This is a genomic window from Paracidovorax wautersii (assembly GCF_900113035.1).
Taxonomy (GTDB): Bacteria; Pseudomonadota; Gammaproteobacteria; order Burkholderiales; family Burkholderiaceae_C; genus Paracidovorax; species Paracidovorax wautersii.
The window spans coordinates 139559-157666 of the sequence record NZ_FONX01000011.1; the positions used below are offsets into that span (position 1 = coordinate 139559).

Sequence of the window (18108 nt, forward strand, 5' to 3'; positions counted from 1 at the left end):
TGAAGGAGCGATTGAATGTCTGATACCCCCCGCACCGCATCCGCCGGCTTCACCCATGAAAAGGTGGAGACCAGCAACTTCCTGATGATCGTGCTGATCCTGCTCGTCGTGGCCGTGGGCGGCCTGGTCGAGATCGTGCCGCTCTTCTTCCAGAAGTCCACCACCGAGGCCGTGGACGGCGTCAAGCCCTATACGGCGGTGCAGCTGATCGGCCGCGACATCTATCTGCGCGAGGGTTGCTACAACTGCCACTCGCAGATGATCCGCCCCTTCCGCGCCGAGACGCTGCGCTACGGCCACTACTCCGTGGCGGGCGAATTCGTCTATGACCACCCCTTCCAGTGGGGCAGCAAGCGCACCGGCCCCGACCTGCAGCGCGTGGGCGGCAAGTACAGCGACGAGTGGCACCGCATCCACCTGAACAACCCGCGCGACGTGGTGCCCGAATCGAACATGCCCGCCTACCCGTGGCTGGAGAAGACCCAGGTCGATCCCACCGTGGTCGCACCGCGCATGAAGGCGCTGCGCATCGTGGGCGTGCCCTACACCGATGCCGAGATCGCCGGCGGCGCCGACGAGGTCAAGGGCAAGACCGAGCTGGACGCACTCATCGCCTACCTGCAGGTCATGGGCCGCGCGCTCAAGTAGGCAAGCCTGCGCCGCACACCGCAACCAAGGAGTCTGCTATGGACATCACCACCATGCGCATCGTGGCCACGCTGGCATCGCTGGCGTGCTTTCTGGGCATCTGGGTCTGGGCGTTCCTGCGCCGCAACCAGGCCCGCTTCGAGGAGGCGGCGCAGCTGCCCTTCGTGCAGGACTGACGGACTCACTGCCGGCCTCGCCGCCGGTCCCACGGACCGACCGGGCGGCCGCACGCACAAGAAACGAGAGAACCCATGAGCGATTTCACCAACCATTTCTGGTCCCTCTATGTGGCCGGGGTCACGCTGGCCGGCATCCTGGCCTGCGCCCTGCTGCTGTGGATCACCTCGCGCAAGAAGGTGGAGGCCACGGCCGACAACACCACCGGCCACGTCTGGGACGAGGACCTGCGCGAGATGAACAACCCGCTGCCGCGCTGGTGGATGTGGCTGTTCATCATCACCATGGTCTTCGGCGTGGCCTACCTGGTGGCCTATCCGGGCCTGGGCGCCTTCGCCGGCCGCCTGGGCTGGACGCAGCGCGGCGAGTACGAGGCCGAGATGGCCAAGGCCGATGCCGAGCTGCAGCCGCTCTACGCCCGCTTCGCGCAGATGAAGCCCGAAGAGATGGCGCGCGACCCGCAGGCCATGGCCATCGGCGAACGCCTCTTCCTCAACAACTGCGCGCAATGCCACGGCTCCGACGCGCGCGGCAGCAAGGGCTTTCCCAACCTGACCGATGGCGACTGGCTGCATGGCGGCGCGCCCGAGCAGATCCACCAGACTATCCACGATGGCCGCATCGGCGTGATGCCGCCCATGGCCGCCGCCGTGGGCTCGCCCGAAGACGTGCGCAACCTCGCGCAGTACGTGCTGAGCCTCTCGGGCAGCCCGCACGATTCGCTGCGCGCGTCGCTGGGCAAGTCCAAGTTCACGGCCTGCGCCGCCTGCCACGGCATGGATGGCAAGGGCAACACCGCCCTGGGCGCGCCCAACCTCACCGACGACATCTGGCTGCACGGCTGGGGCGAGGCCGCCATCACCGCGATGATCAACAACGGCAAGACCAACCAGATGCCCGCGCAGGCCGGCAAGCTGACCGACAGCCAGATCAACGTGCTGACGGCCTATGTCTGGGGCCTGTCGAACGGCAAGCCCGGCGCCGCCGTGCGCTGAGCGGGCCCCGAAGAACGTGGCGCACGCCTGCCCCCCGTGCCCACGTCCTGAGCCGGCGCCCCGGCGCCGGCTGCACCGAATGACTTCTTCCCCTCACCACAAGACCCGGAACCCATCCGGGCCCCGCCACAGGCCCCCACCATGAAGCCCGCCGAAGGCCCCCCGGCCAAGGTCATCCCGATCACGCCCGTCCCCGCAGAAAGCCAGTCGCTCTACGAGGCGCAGCAGAAGATCTACCCGCGTGCGATCAGCGGCGTGTTCGCGCGCTGGCGCTGGCTCATGGTCGTGCTCACGCAGCTGGTGTTCTACGGCCTGCCGTGGCTGCAGTGGGGCGAGCGCCAGATGGTGCTGTTCGACCTGGGCGCGCGCCGCTTCTACCTGTTCGGGCTGGTGCTCTATCCGCAGGACTTCATCTACCTCACCGGCCTGCTCGTCATCTCGGCGCTGTCGCTGTTCCTCTTCACCGCGGTGGCGGGGCGGCTGTGGTGCGGCTTCGCCTGCCCGCAGACGGTCTATACCGAGATCTTCATGTGGATCGAGCACCGCGTGGAGGGCGACCGCAGCGCCCGCCTGCGGCTGGACCGCGGCGGCTGGACGGCCGAGAAGATCGCCAAGAAGAGCGCCAAGCAGCTGCTGTGGATCGCCATCGCGGGCTGGACGGGCTTCAGCTTCGTGGGCTACTTCGTGCCCATCCGCCTGCTGGGCGCGGAGCTGCTGGCGCTGCAGGGCTCGTGGCAGATCTTCTGGGTGGCGTTCTACGGCCTCGCCACCTACGGCAACGCCGGCTTCATGCGCGAGCAGGTGTGCAAGTACATGTGCCCCTATGCGCGCTTCCAGAGCGCCATGTTCGACAGCGACACGCTGATCGTGACCTACGACCAGGCCCGCGGCGAGCCGCGCGGCCCGCGCAACAAGTCGGTGGCCGACCCGCGCGCGCAGGGGCTGGGCGACTGCATCGACTGCACCCTGTGCGTGCAGGTCTGCCCGGTGGGCATCGACATCCGCAACGGCCTGCAGTACGAGTGCATCGGCTGCGGCCTGTGCGTGGACGCCTGCAACAACGTGATGGACAAGATGCGCTATGCGCCGGGCCTGATCCGCTTTTCCACCCAGAACGGCGTGGAGCAGCGCTGGAGCCAGCCGCAGATGCTGCGCCGCGTGCTGCGCCCGCGCGTGCTGATCTACGGCGCGGTGCTGGTGCTGCTGTGCATCGGCATGCTGGCCAGCCTGGTGGTGCGCACGCCGCTGAAGGTGGACGTGGTGCGCGACCGCGCGGCGCTCTCGCGCATCGTGGCGGGCGGCCGTCTGGAGAACGTCTATCGCCTGCAGATCATGAACGCCACCGAAGGGCCGCAGCGCTACCGCATCGGCGCGCGCGGCCTGGCGGGGCTGGAGGTCGCCTCCGAGCCCGAGGTGGAGGTGGGCCCGGCCGAGGCGCGCTGGGTGGCCGTGCGGCTGCAGGTGCCCTACGGCTCGGCCGAGCCGGGTTCGCACCCGGTGTACTTCGAGGTGCGCGCCCAGGGAGCGGCAGCGCAGGTGTCCGAAAAGTCGGTGTTCCTGGTGCCGCGCTGATGGCAGCGGCGCCCGGGTTTTCTACGGTTCTTGGTGAAGCGGCCGTGCGCCGCGAAGGAGTGTGAGCATGACCCCCGTCGTTCCATCGGCCGCGCAGCCCGCCGGCCCCGTGCCCCAGCCCTGGTGGCGCTACGGCCATGTGTGGCTCATCATCGCCGGGCCCGCCATCGTGGTGGTGGCCGGCTTCATCACGCTCTGGCTGGCCGTGAGCCGGCCCGATCCGGTGCTGGCCGAGGACTACTACCAGCGCGGGCTCGACATCAACAAGACGCTGCGCCACGACGCCGCCGCCATGGCGCCGGCCCTCAAGGGCCGCAACCATGCGGCCACGCCCGCGCAGGACCGGCCCTGAGCCGGCCCCCCGCCCCGAGGAGCACGACACCATGCTGAAACAGCGCCTGATGTGGATCGCCTGGCCCGCCTTTCTGATGGCGGGCGTGATGGAAATGGTCGTCTTCGCCTGCGTCGATCCGCAGGCGCTGCACTGGGCGGACCAGCCGCTCGCGCTCTCGCGCGAAGGGGTCTATACCCTGGCCTTCTTCGTGTTCTGGGCCATCATCATGCTGTCCGGCGCGCTTACCACCTTGCTGTCGCTCTCGCCCTTCGAGATCAACCGTTGTCCGGTGCCGGAATGCGAGCGACCCGCCGACTGCGCGAAATACCCGCGCTAGCGGGGCCGGCGCGCCGCCCGCGCAGCGAGCTGCCGGGCGGTGCCAGGCGCGGTTCAGCCTCAGTGGCAGGCCTGGCTCTGGCTGTTGACGATGCGCTTGAGCGCCTCGGTGTCGAGGATGCGCACGTGGCGCTGCTTCACCTCGACGATGCCTTCCTCGACGAACTTCGAGAAGGTGCGGCTCACGGTCTCGAGCTTCAGGCCCAGGTAGCTGCCGATCTCCTCGCGCGTCATGCGCAGCACCAGCTCGGACTGCGAGAAGCCGCGCGCATGCAGCCGCTGCACCAGGTTCAGCAAAAAGGCCGCCAGCCGCTCCTCGGCGCGCATGCTGCCCAGCAGCAGCATCACGCCGTGCTCGCGCACGATCTCACGGCTCATGATCTTGTGGACGTGGTTCTGCAGCGCCGTGACCTCGCGCGAAAGCTCCTCGATGCGGTCGAAGGGCATGACGCAGACCTCGGCATCCTCCAGCGCCACCGCGTCGCAGCTGTGGTGGTCGTTCACGATGCCGTCCAGGCCGATGATCTCGCCGGCCATCTGGAAGCCCGTCACCTGGTCGCGGCCGTCCTCGGTGGCCACGCAGGTCTTGAAGAAGCCGGTGCGGATCGCGAAGAGCGACGTGAACGTCTCGCCATTGCGGAACAGCGTGCCCCCGCGCTTGACCTTGCGGCGCACGGCGACGATCTCGTCGATCCGCTGCAGCTGCTGTTCGTTCAGGCCCATGGGCATGCACAGTTCGCGCAGGTTGCAGTTGGAGCAGGCCACTTTGATGGTTTGCGGATTCATATGCACGGAGCTCCTGTGGTGGCTGCGTCGCATCGGGCGAACCGGCGACGATCGTGCGGCATGGCGCAGGGTCCATATCGCACAAGAGGTTTCAATTCATTGATGTCTCTGCCGATTGTGTCAGCCCGCTTGCAGACATCGCTTGATGCATATCAAGGACGGCCGAGGGGCGCTGCGGCAGAGTCCGGAGCCGGACCCCAAGGAATCCCTTCATGAATGCTGTCACTCCCGAGCTATTGCGTCGCTTCGACGTGCCAGGGCCACGCTACACCTCCTATCCGACGGCAGACCGGTTCGTCGAAGCGTTCGGGCAGGACGAGTATGTCCTCGCGTTGCAGCAGCGGCGCGCCGGAACGGCCTCCATGGCCCTGCCGCTCTCCCTTTATGTGCACATTCCGTTCTGCGAATCGCTCTGTTACTACTGCGCGTGCAACAAGATCATCACGCGCCACCCCGAGCGTGCCACCACCTACCTGCGCTATCTGAGCCGCGAGATCGACCTGCACACCGCGCAATGCGGCGTGGGCCAGCCCGTGAGCCAGCTGCACCTGGGCGGCGGCAGCCCCACCTTCCTGTCCGATGCCGCGCTGCGCGAGCTCATGGCCATGCTGCGGCGCAGCTTCGCGCTGGTGCCGGGCGGCGAATACTCGATCGAGGTGGACCCGCGCACCGTGACCGAGGAGCGCCTGGCCCTGCTGGCCGAGCTGGGCTTCAACCGCCTGAGCTTCGGCGTGCAGGACTTCGACCCCGAGGTGCAGAAGGCCGTCCACCGCGTGCAGCCGGCCGCCCAGGTGTTCGGCCTGGTGGAGGCCGCGCGGCGCCTGGGCTTCGAGTCGATCAACGTCGATCTGATCTACGGCCTGCCGCGCCAGACGCCCGAATCCTTCGACCGCACGCTGGAGCAGATCGCCCTGCTGCGGCCGGACCGCATCGCGCTCTACGCCTACGCCCACCTGCCCGAGCGCTTCAAGCCGCAGCGGCGCATCGTCACGGCCGAGCTGCCGCAAGCCTCGGCCAAGGTGTCGATGCTCTCGCGCTCGCTCCAGGCCTTCGGCGAGGCGGGCTATGTCTATGTGGGCATGGACCATTTCGCGCTGCCGCACGACCCGCTGGCCGTGGCCAAGCGGCAGGGCCGGCTGCACCGCAACTTCCAGGGCTACAGCACCCAGCCCGACTGCGACCTGATCGGCCTGGGCGTATCGGCCATCGGCCGCGTGGGCGCCACCTACAGCCAGAACGCCAAGACGCTGGAGGAGTACTACGACTTCCTCGACCAGGGCCGGCTGCCCGTGGTGCGGGGCCTGGCCCTCACCCGCGACGACCTGGTGCGGCGCGCCGTCATCATGGCGCTGATGTGCCAGGGCGAGGTGTTGTTCGAGCCCATGGAGCAGTCCTGGCTGATCGACTTCCGCCGGTACTTCTCTGCCGAGATCGAGCATCTGCACGACCTGCAGGAGCAGGGGCTGGCGACGGTGACGGACGACGCCATCACCGTCACGCCCATGGGCTGGTTCTTCGTGCGCGGCGTGGCCATGGTGTTCGACCGCCATCTGCAGGTGGATCGCAACCGCGCGCGGTTCTCCCGCATCATCTGACGGCCCCCCCGCCATGCTGGCCGCCACCGCCTGGACCGCCCTGGCCATGGGCCTTCTGGGCGGGCCGCACTGCCTGGCCATGTGCGCCGCCCCGTGCGGCGCGATCACCCGCTCGCCCTTGCCCGCCCATGTGGCCGTGGCGGCACCTGCGGGTGAACAGGTACTGCGTCGCCTGGAGCGCCCGTCGCTCGCGCGCACCGCGCTCTTCCATGCCGGGCGCATCGCGGGCTATGCGGCGGCCGGCGCGCTGGCAGCGCTGGCCATGGACCGGCTCGCCTGGCTGACCCAGCAGACCTCCGCGCTCAAGCCTGCCTGGACGCTGCTGCACGTCGCCGTGCTGGCCTGGGGCCTCTTGATGATGCTGCAGGCGCGCCAGCCGGCCTGGATCGAGCGGGCAGGGCGGGGCGCCTGGCGCCAGGTGGCCCCGGTGATCGCGCGCCCGGGCGGGGCGCTGGCTGCGGGCAGCGCCTGGGCGCTCATGCCTTGCGGCCTGCTCTACTCGGCCCTGCTCGTGGCCGCGCTCTCGGGCAGCGTGGCGGCCGGGGCGGCCACCATGGCGCTCTTCGGCCTGGGCGGCACCGTGTGGCTGCTGGCCGGGCCCTGGGCATGGGGCCGGTTGCGCAGCCGGCTCGACCGGGCTCGCGGCGGCTGGGGAACGCGTCTGGCCGGGCTGCTGCTGTGCGGCGTCGCGGCCTGGGCGCTGTGGCTGGATCTGAGCCATTCCGCCCCCGGTTTGTGGTGCCTTCCATAGGGCGCGGCTATCGGCCTTGAGGCCGGATGTTGTTGCCATGCGATACGCAGGGCACAATTGTTAACGATAGCTCCCAGCTGGCGATATATTCAGCGGTCTCCTTCAACGCGACGCGTTGCGCGGCCCCCATCTCGTGAACAACAGCAGCGTCCTCATCGACATTCGTCAGCTACGGGTCGGTATGTACATCCAGCTCGATGTGGGCTGGCTGCGCCATCCGTTTCCGACCAGCAGCTTCAAGCTGACCAGCCCCGAGCAGATCCAGCAGCTGCGCTCGCTGGGCGTGCCGCAGATCCGCTACGTTCCGGCCAAGAGCGACCTCGCCGCCGCGCAGGCAGCGCTCCAGAACGACGCACCGCCTCAGGCCGGCGAGCCCGCGCCGGCGCCATCGGCGCAGCCCGCCGGCGCGGCAGCGGCGCCGCTCACCGGCATCTCCGCATTGCGCGCCCGGCGCCTCGCGGCCCTGGCCCTGGTCAACGCCCAGCGCGTGGCCGTGGATCGCTGCGACCAGCGCTTTTCCGAAGTCACCCGCGGCTACCAGCAGCTCACGGCCAAGCTGCCGTCCGACCCGCGCGAGGCGCGGACGCTGGCGGATTCCCTGGTCGGCAGCAGCGTGGCCGAAGTGCTCGACAACGGCGACTCGGCGATCCAGCTGCTCTCGCAAGGCGTGGGTGCGCAGCCCGCCATGCATGCGGTCAACGTGATGGTGCTTTCCCTGCTGCTGGGCCGCGCGCTGGGCGTGGCTCGCGACGGCCTGCTCGACATCGGCAAGGCGGCCCTGCTCCACGATGTGGGCAAGCATGTGCTGCCCCTGCACCTGGCGGAGCCGGCCAGCCCGCTCTCGCCGCCCGACTGCCAGCGCTACCAGAGCCACGTCGCGGAATCGGTCAATGCGGTGCGCAGCATGGGGCTGCCCGGCCCCGTGCAGGTGGCCATCGCCCAGCACCATGAGATGGCCGACGGCAGCGGCTTCCCCCTGGGCCTGCATGCCGAGGACCTGAGCCGCGCCGGCCAGATCGTGGCCCTGGTCAACCATTACGACCGGGCCTGCAACCCCTTGCACGGCGCCACGGCGCTGACCCCGCACGAGGCGCTCTCGGTCATCTACGCCCAGCACAAGATGCGGTTCGACGCCATCGTGCTGGGGGCCTTCATCCGCATGATGGGCGTCTATCCCCCGGGTTCGGTGGTGCAGCTGGTGAACGACCGCTACGCACTCGTCATGTCGGTCAATTCGTCGCGCCCGCTGCGCCCCCGGGTGCTGGTGCACGACCCCCGCGTGCCCAAGGACGAGGCGCTGGTGCTCGACCTGGAAACGGTGCCCGAACTCGGCATCCGCCGCAGCCTGAGGCCCTCGCAGCTGCCGCGCGACGCCCTCGACTACCTCGCGCCGCGCCAGCGCATCTGCTACTTCTTCGAGCGAGCGGCCGAACCCAGCTCTGGCGAGGCCGCGCCGTGACAGGGCTGCCACGCGCCACGGGCGGCTGGTTCGCCATCACCGATGGCCTGGCCGAAGCCGTATGGCTGGTGGACCCGGCCACGCAGCGCGTGTTGCATGCCAACCAGGCTGCGGCGGAGCTGACGGGCCTGCCGGTGGCAGGCATGGTGGGCCAGTCCGTGCTGCAGCTCGCGGCCACGCCCGAGGACCAGATCTTCTGGAGCCAGCCGGCCGAGGCCATCCTGGAAGGCCTGGATTCGCGCACCTGCGTGCTGCACCGCGACGGGCGGCTGCTGCCGGTGGACCGGCGCGCCGTGGCCGTCAACCTGCCTTCGGGCGAGCGGCTGCTGCTGCTGACCATGGTGAACCGCTCCCGCGAAACCGCGGCCGAGCACGAGCTGGAAACCCTGCTGGCCGAACTGCGCGCCACGCTCGATTCCGCGGCCGACGGCATCATGGTGTGCGACCTGCAGGGCCGGGTGCGCGCCTTCAACCAGCGGCTGGCGCTGCTCTGGAACCTGCCGCGCGAGCTGCTCCTGCAGCGCGACGACGATGCGGTCCACGCCCACCTCGAGTCCCAGGTCTCCGACGTGCCGGCCTACCGCGCGCGGCTGGCGGCCATCGCCCGGCAGCCGCTGGAGGAAACCAGCGACGTGATCCGCCTGCGCAGCGGCCTGCTGATGGAGCGCCGTTCGGTGCCGCAGCGCGTGCACGGCCGGCCGACGGGGCGCGTCTTCTCGTTCCGCGACATCACGCGCCAGTCCGAGACGCAGGCCGGCCTGCGCCTGGCGGCGGGCGTCTTCGAATCGAGCCTGGACGCGATCTTCATCGCCGACCACCAGCACCGCATCGTCCGCATGAACCCGGGCTGCGAGCGGCTGGTGGGCGTGGGCCCCCGGCTGCGCCTGGAGCTGCCCGCGCAGGCCCTGTTCCGCAGCGAGGACGATGGCGCCGCGCTGATGCGGCAGGTGCAGGCCGGCTGGGAGCTGGAGGGCTTCTGGGAGGGCGACCTGGAACTGCTGCGCAGCCAGGGGGAGCCCTGCGCGGTGCACCTCTCCTGGGTGGCGCTGCGCGACGATGCCGGCGCGATCATGCAGAGCATCGGCTTCATGCGCGACCTCACCTCCGAGCGCGCCGCGCAAAAGCGCATCGAGCAGCTGGCCTTCAGCGACGTGCTGACCGGCCTGCCCAACCGGCTGCTGCTGGCGCGCCGGGTGCAGTCCGCCATCGCCGTGGCCGAGCAGCAGCCGGACACGCGCTTCGCGGTCCTGTTCCTCGACCTGGATCGCTTCAAGATCATCAACGACTCGCTGGGCCATCCCTTCGGCGACCGCGTGCTCAAGCTGGTGGCCGAGCGGCTGCAGTCCAGCCTGCGCGCGACCGACATGCTCTGCCGGCTGGGCGGCGACGAATTCGTCATCTACCTGCATGCCAGCGAGGCCACGATCGCCCAGAGCGTGGCGCGCCGCATCCTCGACGACATGCTGCGCTCCTTCGTGCTCGACGGCATGGCGTTCTCCATCCAGTGCAGCATCGGCGTGGCGCTCTACCCGCAGGACGGCACCACGCTGGACGAACTCATCAAGCAGGCCGACACCGCCATGTACCGCGTCAAGGAGCGGGGGCGCGGCAGCTACGGCTTCTACCAGCCGCAGATGAACGCCAACCTGCTCTCGCGCATGCAGATGGAACACGGCATGCGCCAGGCCCTGGGCCTGGGCGAGATGGCGGTGCACTACCAGCCGCAGGTCTGCATGGCCACCGGCCGCATCGTCGGCGCCGAGGCGCTGGTGCGCTGGACCAGCCCCGAGTTCGGGCCGGTCTCGCCGGGTGTGTTCATTCCGCTGGCCGAGGAGTCGGGCTTCATCGTCACGCTGGGCGCCTGGGTGCTCGAACGCGCCATCGAAGAAGCCGCGCGCTGGATGCGGGCCGGCACGCCGCTGGTCATGGCCGTGAACGTGTCGGCGCTCGAATTCCGCCAGCCGGATTTCGTCGAGCGGCTGACCATGCTGCTGGAGCGGCACGGCCTGCCGGCCACGCTGCTGGAGCTGGAGCTGACCGAGACCATCCTGCTGCAGGACGCCCGCGAGATGGAGCAGCGCGTGAGCGCGCTGGCGCAGCTCGGCGCGGGCCTGTCCATCGACGACTTCGGCACCGGCTATTCGAGCCTGGCCTATCTGAAGAAGCTCACCATCCACAAGCTCAAGATCGACCAGTCGTTCGTGCGCGGCCTGCCGGACGACGAGGGCGACTGCGGCATCGTCGCCGCCATCATCAGCATGGGGCGCGCGCTGCACATCGAGGTGATCGCCGAAGGGGTGGAGACGCTGGAGCAGCGCGCAGCGCTCGAGCGCATGGGCTGCGAGTACTTCCAGGGGTTTCTCTGCGCGCCGGGCCTGCCGGCGACCGAGATGCGCACCTGGCTCGCGGGCCTGAAGGGGGGCGCCTGGACGCCCGCGCCTGCGCTGGCGGGACCGTCGAAAGCGACATCGGCACCCGGCTGAACTCTGAAAGCAGGTTCAGCGGGTGGGGTGGCGGGGGAATAAGGTGTCTGCGAATGCCACCGAGCCGTCATCCTGAACCGGGGGTTCAGGGGGGCGAGGGCAGCCAGGCGTTGGGTTCATCTGACGCGAGATGATCACGCTCACCGGGCAATGTACCAAGCCCTTGCTCAGGGAGCATTGGTTCAAGGAAATATAAAGCCCAGCAGCACCGCAGACGCCTCGATTGTAGGCCTGCCGCGGCGGGCCCGCGGCGCAAAACCCACCGGCTTGTGTTGGCGAAGCGCTGCGGCTTGCATGCCCGCGCGATTGGCGCGATAAGGCGCGCGCCCGCCGCATGCGCGACCGGGCGGCGCAGGGCGATCAGGCCGGCTGTTGGTGCTGCGGCTGCGGCTGCTGATGCTGCTCTTCGTGCAGGGCCGCGTCGAGCCGCTGCAGCAGCGACTGCAGGCGCTCCTGCTGCTGCGCGGTGTCTTCCGGCGCCTGGCCGGAGCCGGCCTGCACATCTTCGAGCGCCAGCGTGCCCTGGCCGGGCGCGGGCGCTCGCTCGCTGGCGGCGGCCTGGTCTGCGGCCTCGCGGTCGCCCAGTTCGAAGGCCATGTTCACCGCGGCCAGCACGGCGATGCGCTCGCGCGCCCGCACCTTGCCGGCGTCGCGGATGCGCGTCATGGCCGCGTCCACGCGTTCCACCGCGGCCATCAGGCGCGGCTCGTGGCCTTCGGGGCAGACTAGCAGATAGCTCTGCTGCAGGATGCGGACCTCGATCTGCTTCATGGGGCGTCCTTCGCGTCGGTGGCAGGGGGCAGGCGGTCGAGCAGGGCATCGACGCGCGCGCGCGCCGCGCTGAGCCGCGACCTGAGCGAGTCGCGCTCGCGCGTGAGTTCCGTCACCTGCTGCGTCAGCAGCGTGTTGGCGCGATGGAGTTCGGCGTGCCGCTGCAGCAGCCGCTCGACCCGCTCGGCGATCTCATCGATGGAGGTGGTGTGTGCCATAGAGCCTGGGATTGTAGGGTTGGGCCGCCGGGGCCGTAAAATCCGCGCCGTTGGTGCTCGCGGCGTGGTTCGCATGCCGCAGTTCAACGGGAAGCAGGGAGGTGCGCCGCCGGGGTCGTGAAGACGTCTCCCGCCAGGCCCGCCGTGCCTGCGCTGCCCCCGCAACGGTCAGCGGACGAATCGCCCTGCGGTAGCGACGAAGCGGCACAGGGCGCTTCCCACTCCACGCACGAAGCCACTGGGCGCGTTGAACAAGCGCCTGGGAAGGCGTGTGGAATGCGTGCCGCCAGCCCGGATACCGGCCAACACGGTGGCCACCCGAACTCATCCGCCCCAGGGCGTCGAGCGGGCGGCCGTGATGCCCAAGGACCGGCGGGGAGGCCGGTCAGGGTGATTCCCTCTGTGCCCCTTTCCCATGAAGAACCATCGTTCGATCCCTGCGCGCCTGGCCGCGCTGCCCTTGCTGCTGGGCGCTGCCTGGCCCGCGCTTTCCTTTTCCCAGACCCTGCTGGCGCAAGCCGCCACCACCTCGCAGCTGCGCGAGACCGTGGTGACCGCCACGCGCACCGAGCGTCCGCTCGCCGACCTGGTGGCCGACGTCTCCGTGCTCGACCATGACGCCATCGAGCGCAGCGGCGCCGTGGGCGTGGCCGACCTGCTGGCACGCCTGCCGGGCGTGGAGTTCGCCCGCAGCGGCGGCATCGGTGGCACCACCAGCGTCTTCCTGCGCGGGGCGGAGAGCCGCTTCACGGCCGTCTATATCGACGGCGTGCGGGTCGATACGCAGACCACCGGCGGCGCGCAGTGGGAGCAGATCCCGCTCGCGCAGATCGATCGCATCGAAGTGCTGCGCGGCCCGGCGGCCGCCGTCTATGGCTCCGACGCCATCGGCGGCGTGGTGCAGCTCTTCACCAGGAAGGGCGAAGGCCCGGCCGCGCCCTACGCCCAGGTCGGCCTGGGCAGCCACGGCACGCGCACGGCACAGGCCGGCGTGAGCGGCGGCGCGGGCGCGCTGGACTATTCGCTCGGCATCTCGCACGAGCGCAGCGACGGCTTCAACGCCCGCCCCATCCCCACCGCCAACCCTGACGACGACGGCTACCGCCGCAGCTCGGGCAACGCCCGCGTGGGCCTGCAGATCGATGCGCGCAACCGCATCGAAGGCACGCTGCTGGCCAGCAACCTGTGGTCGCAGTACGACGGCTTCACCCCCGGGGCCGACGACGTCAGCCGCCAGCAGCTGCGCACCGGCGGCCTGACCTGGACGTCGCGCTGGAGCGATGCCTACACCACCCGCGTGCAGGCCACCGCGTCGCGCAGCAGCTACGGCACCGCGCCGGACACGTACCGCACCGACACCACGCTGCGCAACTACCTCTTCCAGAACGAATGGCGCCTGGGCGCGCAGACCTTCACCGCCGCGCTGGAGCGCCGCGAGGACGAACTGCACAACCCCGCCACCGACTTCACCACCGACCTGCGCGGCAAGCGCTCGCAGAACGCGCTGGCCCTGGGCTACGGTGTGAGCGCGGGCGCGCATTCGCTGCAGGCCAACCTGCGGCATGACGACGACAGCGAATTCGGCGGCAAGACCACCGGCAGCCTGGCCTACGGCTTCGCCGTCACGCCGCAGTGGCGCGCCACCGTGTCGGCCGGCACGTCGTTCCGTGCGCCCACGCTCTACCAGCGCTTCAGCGAATACGGCGTGGCCACGCTGCAGCCCGAAAGCGGCCGCAACGTCGAGGCCGGCCTGCGCTGGACCGAGGGCGCGAGCAGCGTGGGCGTGGTGGCCTACCGCAACCGCGTGCGCAACCTCATCAACTTCGGCGCGCCCGGCACCTGCGCCAGCGACTTCGGCTGCTACGAAAGCGTGGGCCGCGGCGAATACAGCGGCATCACCCTCACCGGCACGCACCGCCTGGGCCGCGTGAACCTGCGCGGCTCCATCGACTGGCAGGACCCGCGTGACCTGACCCGCGACCGCCAGCTCGCACGCCGGGCCAAGCACCACGCCGTGCTGGGTGCCGACACGCAGCTCGCCGGCTGGACCTGGGGCGCCGAGCTGCAGGCCTCGGGCCGCCGCTACGACGATGCCGCCAACACCAAGGTGCTGGGCGGCTACGGGCTGGTCAACCTCTACGCCAGCACCCGCGTGGCGCGCGACTTCACCCTGCTGGCCCGCGTGGACAACCTGAACGACAAGCGCTACGAGACGGCCAGCACCTATGCCACGGCCGGCCGCACGCTGTACGTGGCACTGAAATGGGCGCCTCAATGAGCCTGCGTGAGAACACCGGCGATGCCGCCACGGCCACGGCTTCCTGTCCGGCCATCGTCATCGCCGCGCCGGCCTCGGGCCAGGGCAAGACCACCGTCACCGCCGCGCTGGCCCGCCTGCATGCGCGCCAGGGCCGGCGCGTGCGCGTCTTCAAGTGCGGGCCGGACTTTCTCGACCCCCACTGGCTGCAGCTGGCCAGCGGTGCGCCGGTGCAGCAGCTCGACCTGTGGATGACCGGCGAGGCCGACTGCGCGCGCCGCCTGCATGCCGCCGCGCAAGAGTGCGACCTGCTGCTCATCGAAGGCGTGATGGGCCTCTTCGACGGCGAGCGGCCGGTGGCCGACCTGGCCCAGCGCTTCGGCATCCCGGTGCTGGCCGTGGTCGATGCCTCGGCCATGGGCGGCACGCTGGGCGCCATCGCCTACGGCCTGCGCCACTACCGCCCGGGCCTGCCCTGGGCGGGCGTGCTCGCCAACCGCGTGGCCACCGAACGCCATGCCAGCCTGCTGCGCGCCGGCATCGCCGACCCGGCCGACTGGCTGGGCGCCTTGCCGCGCGTGGCCCTGGCCGGCGAAAGCGGCCCGCGCCTGCTGCCCGAGCGCCATCTGGGCCTGGTCGCCGCGCACGAACTGGAAGACGCCCTGCAGCGCCTGGATGCCGCCGCCGACGCGCTGGCCGCCCACACGCCGCTGGGCCGCATGGCGCCGGCCGACTGGGAGCGCTGGCGCGTCGAATTCTCGGTGCCGGCCGATGCCGCAGTGCCCGCTGCGCCGCTGCTGGCCGGCCGCACGGTGGCCGTGGGCGGCGACGAGGCGTTCTGCTTCGTCTATGACGCCAATCTGCAGACCCTGGCGGAACTGGGCGCGCGCGTGGTGCGCTTTTCGCCGCTGCACGATGCCGCGCTGCCCGAATGCGATGCCGTCTGGCTGCCCGGCGGCTACCCTGAGTTGCACGCGCAGGCGCTGTCGGCCAACCAGGGCATGGCGCAGAGCCTGCGCGACCACGTCGCCGCCGGCCGGGCCGTGTGGGCGGAGTGCGGCGGCATGATGGCGCTATTCGAATCGATCACCCTGCGCGATGGCCGCAGCGTGCCGCTCTGGGGCCTGCTGCCCGGCGAGGTCACCATGCAGCCGCGCCTGGCGGCGCTGGGCCCGCAGCAGCTGGAGCTGCCAGGGGGTGAGGGCGAATGCGGCGATCTGCTGCGCGGCCACACCTTCCACTATTCCACCAGCCGCAGCCCGGCCGAGGTCATCGCCCGCACGGCGCGCCCGGGCCAGCGGCCGGCCGAGAACGCCGGCGAGGCGCTCTACCGCCACGGCAGCGTCCACGCGAGCTATTTCCACGCCTGGTTCGCCTCCAGCCCGCGCGCCACGGCGCGGCTGCTGGGCGCGGCGGTTGCCGCATGACGCCCCGGACCCCGATCGCCCGCAGCGAATTCATCCTGGGCGGCCAGAAGAGCGGCAAGTCGCGCCGCGCCGAACTGCTGGCGCGCCAGTGGCTGCAGGCCTCGCCCGATCACCGGGCCCTGCTGATCGCCACCGGCCAGCCCTGGGACGACGAGATGCGCGAACGCATCGCCCGCCACCAGCGCGACCGCGCCGAGCGCGTGCCGGGCCTGGCCACGCTGGAGGAGCCCCGCGATCTGGCGGGCGCGCTGGCGCGGCATGCGGATGCGCGCACGCTGATCGTGGTGGATTGCCTCACGCTCTGGGTGACCAACTGGCTGATGCCGTTGGGGGCCGATCTGTCCGATGTGGAGGTGAATCGGGCGCTGGCGCTGGATTTCCAAGGGCAGTGTGCTCTCTTTTCAGAAGCAATCCAGGGTTCGGCCGGGCCTGTCGTCGTGGTGGGCAATGAGATCGGGTTGGGGGTGATTCCGCTGGGGCGGGAGGTGAGGGCGTTTGTGGATGCGTTGGGGGGGGTGAATCAGCGGGTGGCTGAGGTATGTGAGCGGGTGACGTTGGTGGTTGCGGGTGTGGGGTTGTGTTTGAAGGGGGCCTGATGCTTTTCTTCGCTCGCGGGTTTGGCGTTTGTTGTGGCGTTGCGTCCCGGGGCCGGGTCTCGCCCCGGCGGGCGAGGTACTTTTCTTTGCTTCGCCAAAGAAAAGTACCCAAAAGAAAGGCGACCCTACTGTGCGTGTCCCTCCGCTGCGCTACGGGCAACCTGCGATGCTCGGTCGGCGAGTGCTGCCGCAGAACTCACTACGCGCTGGCGCGCTCCGTTCAAACATGCTGCGGCAAGTCAGAGCACGAAGTGCGTGTGTCCTTCGGCACACGCACGCACCCGCCGCCCTGCGCTTCTCGGCACGCACAGAAGGGAGTGGGGAACCAGTCGGGCCATCGCTGCGCTCGGCCCTCGCACGAGGAAAGCCCAGCGCAGCGCGAAGCGCGCGCGATATGGGCCGAGCGGAGCAATGGCCCGTGTGCGGCTGTTCACCCCCCTGCTGGCTGCGCCTGCGGCGGGGCGGTTGCGGGGGGCGCATGCGTGCCGAAGGACACGCATGCCTCGTGCTCTGACTCGCCGCAGCTGTCCGAACGAAGCGCGCAGCGCGCAGTGAGTTCTGCGGCGGCACACCGCAAGCGCCCCGACGCAGGTCTGCCCCGTAGCGAATGCGTAGGGGTCGCAGACTGGGGGTCGCCTTTTCTTTGCTTACTTTCTTTTGGCGAAGCAAAAGAAAGTGAGTGCGCTGTCGGGCGCACATCCCGATCCCCGGGAAACAACCGCCCGGCTCAAGCTCGCTTCGTCAGCCCCACCAACATCCAGAAGGCCTGAACCCCATGCCCCGCAAATTCATCCACCTTCTGACCACCCTCATCCTCCTGGCCGCCGCCTCCCTCCCAGCCGCAGCAGCCGCCCCCCTCCAGATCACCGACGCCCGCGGCCGCACCCAAACCTTTACCCGCCCTCCCGAACGCATCGTCAGCCTCCTGCCTTCGCTCACCGAAAGCGTCTGCGCCCTGGACCAATGCCAGCGCCTCGTCGGCGTGGACCGCTATTCCAACTGGCCCGCCGCCGTGCAGCGCCTGCCGCAGGTGGGCGGCGGCATCGATCCGAACATCGAGGCCATCGTCGCCTTGAAGCCCGACGTGGTGCTGCTGGCCACCAGCTCGCGCGCCAGCGACCGGCTGGAGGCGCTGGGCATCAAGGTCGTCGCGCTGGAGCCCAAGACGCAGGCCGACGTGCACCGCGTGCTGGGCACGCTGGGGCAGTTGCTGGGCGTGCCGCCGGAGCAGGGCGCCGAGCGGCTCTGGCGCGTGATCGAGGCCGGCGTGCAGGCGGCCGCGCAGTCGCTGCCGGCGCGTGCGCGCGGCGTGCGCGTGTATTTCGAGGTCAGCCGCGGCCCGTATGCGGCGGGCGAGACCTCCTTCATCGGCGAGACGCTGCAGCGCCTGGGTGCGCGCAACGTGGTGCCGGCGGCCCTCGGGCCGTTTCCGCAGCTCAATCCCGAATTCGTCGTGCGGGCGCGGCCCGACGTGATCCTCATCGGCAACCGCAGCATGCAGGCGATGACGCCGTACCCGGGCTGGGAGAGCCTGCCCGCCGTGCGCGACCACCGCATCTGCGTCTTCGGCCCCGACGAGGCCGACGTGCTCGTGCGCCCCGGCCCGCGCATGGCCGATGCGGCGCGGATCATGGCCCGCTGCCTGGCGGAGAAGGCGCCGTGAACGCTGCCGCTGTCTCGTCCGCCAGCGGGCGCCGCGCCTG

The 18108-nt window shown here is 70.2% G+C and carries 17 protein-coding genes and 1 riboswitch; of the genes, 14 read left to right on the forward strand and 3 right to left on the reverse strand.

Annotated features, from left to right (window positions below; genetic code table 11):
• The first annotated feature begins 15 nt into the window (after positions 1 to 15).
• From ccoO to BM070_RS16245, 6 genes are all read left to right on the forward strand, one after another.
• Positions 16 to 648, forward strand: coding sequence for a cytochrome-c oxidase, cbb3-type subunit II (gene ccoO / locus BM070_RS16220; RefSeq protein WP_092940379.1), 633 nt, complete (start codon positions 16 to 18; stop codon positions 646 to 648).
• Positions 649 to 686: 38 nt separating this feature from the next.
• Positions 687 to 824 carry a cbb3-type cytochrome oxidase subunit 3 gene (locus BM070_RS16225; RefSeq protein ID WP_092940380.1) on the forward strand — a complete coding sequence of 46 codons (138 nt, stop codon included), beginning with the start codon at positions 687 to 689 and terminating at the stop codon, positions 822 to 824.
• A 75-nt stretch (positions 825 to 899) separates the two neighbouring features.
• Positions 900 to 1820, forward strand: coding sequence for a cytochrome-c oxidase, cbb3-type subunit III (gene ccoP, locus BM070_RS16230; protein ID WP_092940381.1), 921 nt, complete (start codon positions 900 to 902; stop codon positions 1818 to 1820).
• A gap of 141 nt (positions 1821 to 1961) precedes the next feature.
• Complete coding sequence (gene ccoG / locus BM070_RS16235) at positions 1962 to 3392, forward strand: cytochrome c oxidase accessory protein CcoG (protein WP_092940382.1); 1431 nt, start codon at positions 1962 to 1964, stop codon at positions 3390 to 3392.
• Between the two features lie 67 nt (positions 3393 to 3459).
• Positions 3460 to 3744, forward strand: coding sequence for a FixH family protein (locus tag BM070_RS16240; protein WP_092940383.1), 285 nt, complete (start codon positions 3460 to 3462; stop codon positions 3742 to 3744).
• A 31-nt stretch (positions 3745 to 3775) separates the two neighbouring features.
• A complete protein-coding gene (locus BM070_RS16245; RefSeq protein ID WP_092940412.1) occupies positions 3776 to 4063 on the forward strand; it encodes a hypothetical protein in 288 nt (95 codons plus the stop codon).
• Positions 4064 to 4122: 59 nt separating this feature from the next.
• Here BM070_RS16245 and fnr read toward each other — a convergent pair whose 3' ends face one another.
• Complete coding sequence (fnr, locus tag BM070_RS16250; RefSeq protein ID WP_092940384.1) at positions 4123 to 4848, reverse strand: fumarate/nitrate reduction transcriptional regulator Fnr; 726 nt, start codon at positions 4846 to 4848, stop codon at positions 4123 to 4125.
• 212 nt (positions 4849 to 5060) lie between these two features.
• Here fnr and hemN point away from each other — a divergent pair, with 212 nt between their 5' ends.
• The 4 genes from hemN (at position 5061) to BM070_RS16270 (ending at position 11136) form a co-directional block, all read left to right on the forward strand.
• Complete coding sequence (gene hemN / locus BM070_RS16255; protein ID WP_092940385.1) at positions 5061 to 6443, forward strand: oxygen-independent coproporphyrinogen III oxidase; 1383 nt, start codon at positions 5061 to 5063, stop codon at positions 6441 to 6443.
• 13 nt (positions 6444 to 6456) lie between these two features.
• The gene (locus BM070_RS16260; RefSeq protein ID WP_092940386.1) at positions 6457 to 7194 is read left to right on the forward strand and encodes a sulfite exporter TauE/SafE family protein; all 738 of its coding nucleotides are present in this window, start codon (positions 6457 to 6459) and stop codon (positions 7192 to 7194) included.
• Positions 7195 to 7327: 133 nt separating this feature from the next.
• Entirely contained in the window at positions 7328 to 8653 is a 1326-nt protein-coding gene (locus BM070_RS16265; RefSeq protein ID WP_353615608.1) for a cyclic di-GMP phosphodiesterase, read from the forward strand.
• Positions 8654 to 8658: 5 nt separating this feature from the next.
• Positions 8659 to 11136 carry a sensor domain-containing protein gene (locus BM070_RS16270; RefSeq protein WP_092940413.1) on the forward strand — a complete coding sequence of 826 codons (2478 nt, stop codon included), beginning with the start codon at positions 8659 to 8661 and terminating at the stop codon, positions 11134 to 11136.
• Between the two features lie 360 nt (positions 11137 to 11496).
• Here the strand turns inward: BM070_RS16270 and BM070_RS16275 are convergent, their stop codons facing one another.
• Both BM070_RS16275 and BM070_RS16280 read right to left on the reverse strand, forming a co-directional pair.
• Positions 11497 to 11907 (reverse strand): cell division protein ZapA, encoded by a 411-nt coding sequence (locus BM070_RS16275; protein WP_092940388.1) that lies wholly within the window; start codon positions 11905 to 11907, stop codon positions 11497 to 11499.
• Complete coding sequence (locus BM070_RS16280) at positions 11904 to 12125, reverse strand: DUF904 domain-containing protein (RefSeq protein ID WP_092940389.1); 222 nt, start codon at positions 12123 to 12125, stop codon at positions 11904 to 11906. The genes BM070_RS16275 and BM070_RS16280 overlap by 4 nt, the downstream gene beginning before the upstream one ends.
• Before the next feature lie 34 nt (positions 12126 to 12159).
• Positions 12160 to 12446, forward strand: a riboswitch (cobalamin riboswitch).
• A 94-nt stretch (positions 12447 to 12540) separates the two neighbouring features.
• Between BM070_RS16280 and BM070_RS16285 the strand changes: the two genes are divergently transcribed.
• The 4 genes from BM070_RS16285 to BM070_RS16305 all read left to right on the forward strand — a co-directional run bounded on the left by BM070_RS16285 (position 12541) and on the right by BM070_RS16305 (position 18068).
• Entirely contained in the window at positions 12541 to 14403 is a 1863-nt protein-coding gene (locus tag BM070_RS16285; protein WP_092940390.1) for a TonB-dependent receptor domain-containing protein, read from the forward strand.
• Positions 14388 to 15809: a cobyrinic acid a,c-diamide synthase CobB gene (locus tag BM070_RS16290; RefSeq protein WP_092940391.1), complete on the forward strand. Its 1422-nt coding sequence runs from the start codon at positions 14388 to 14390 to the stop codon at positions 15807 to 15809. Before BM070_RS16285 ends, BM070_RS16290 begins: the two co-directional genes overlap by 16 nt.
• Positions 15806 to 16405, forward strand: a complete 600-nt coding sequence (locus BM070_RS16295) for a bifunctional adenosylcobinamide kinase/adenosylcobinamide-phosphate guanylyltransferase (RefSeq protein ID WP_092940392.1) — start codon at positions 15806 to 15808, stop codon at positions 16403 to 16405. Before BM070_RS16290 ends, BM070_RS16295 begins: the two co-directional genes overlap by 4 nt.
• 766 nt (positions 16406 to 17171) lie before the next feature.
• The gene (locus BM070_RS16305; RefSeq protein ID WP_434803194.1) at positions 17172 to 18068 is read left to right on the forward strand and encodes an ABC transporter substrate-binding protein; all 897 of its coding nucleotides are present in this window, start codon (positions 17172 to 17174) and stop codon (positions 18066 to 18068) included.
• The last annotated feature ends 40 nt before the right edge of the window (positions 18069 to 18108 follow it).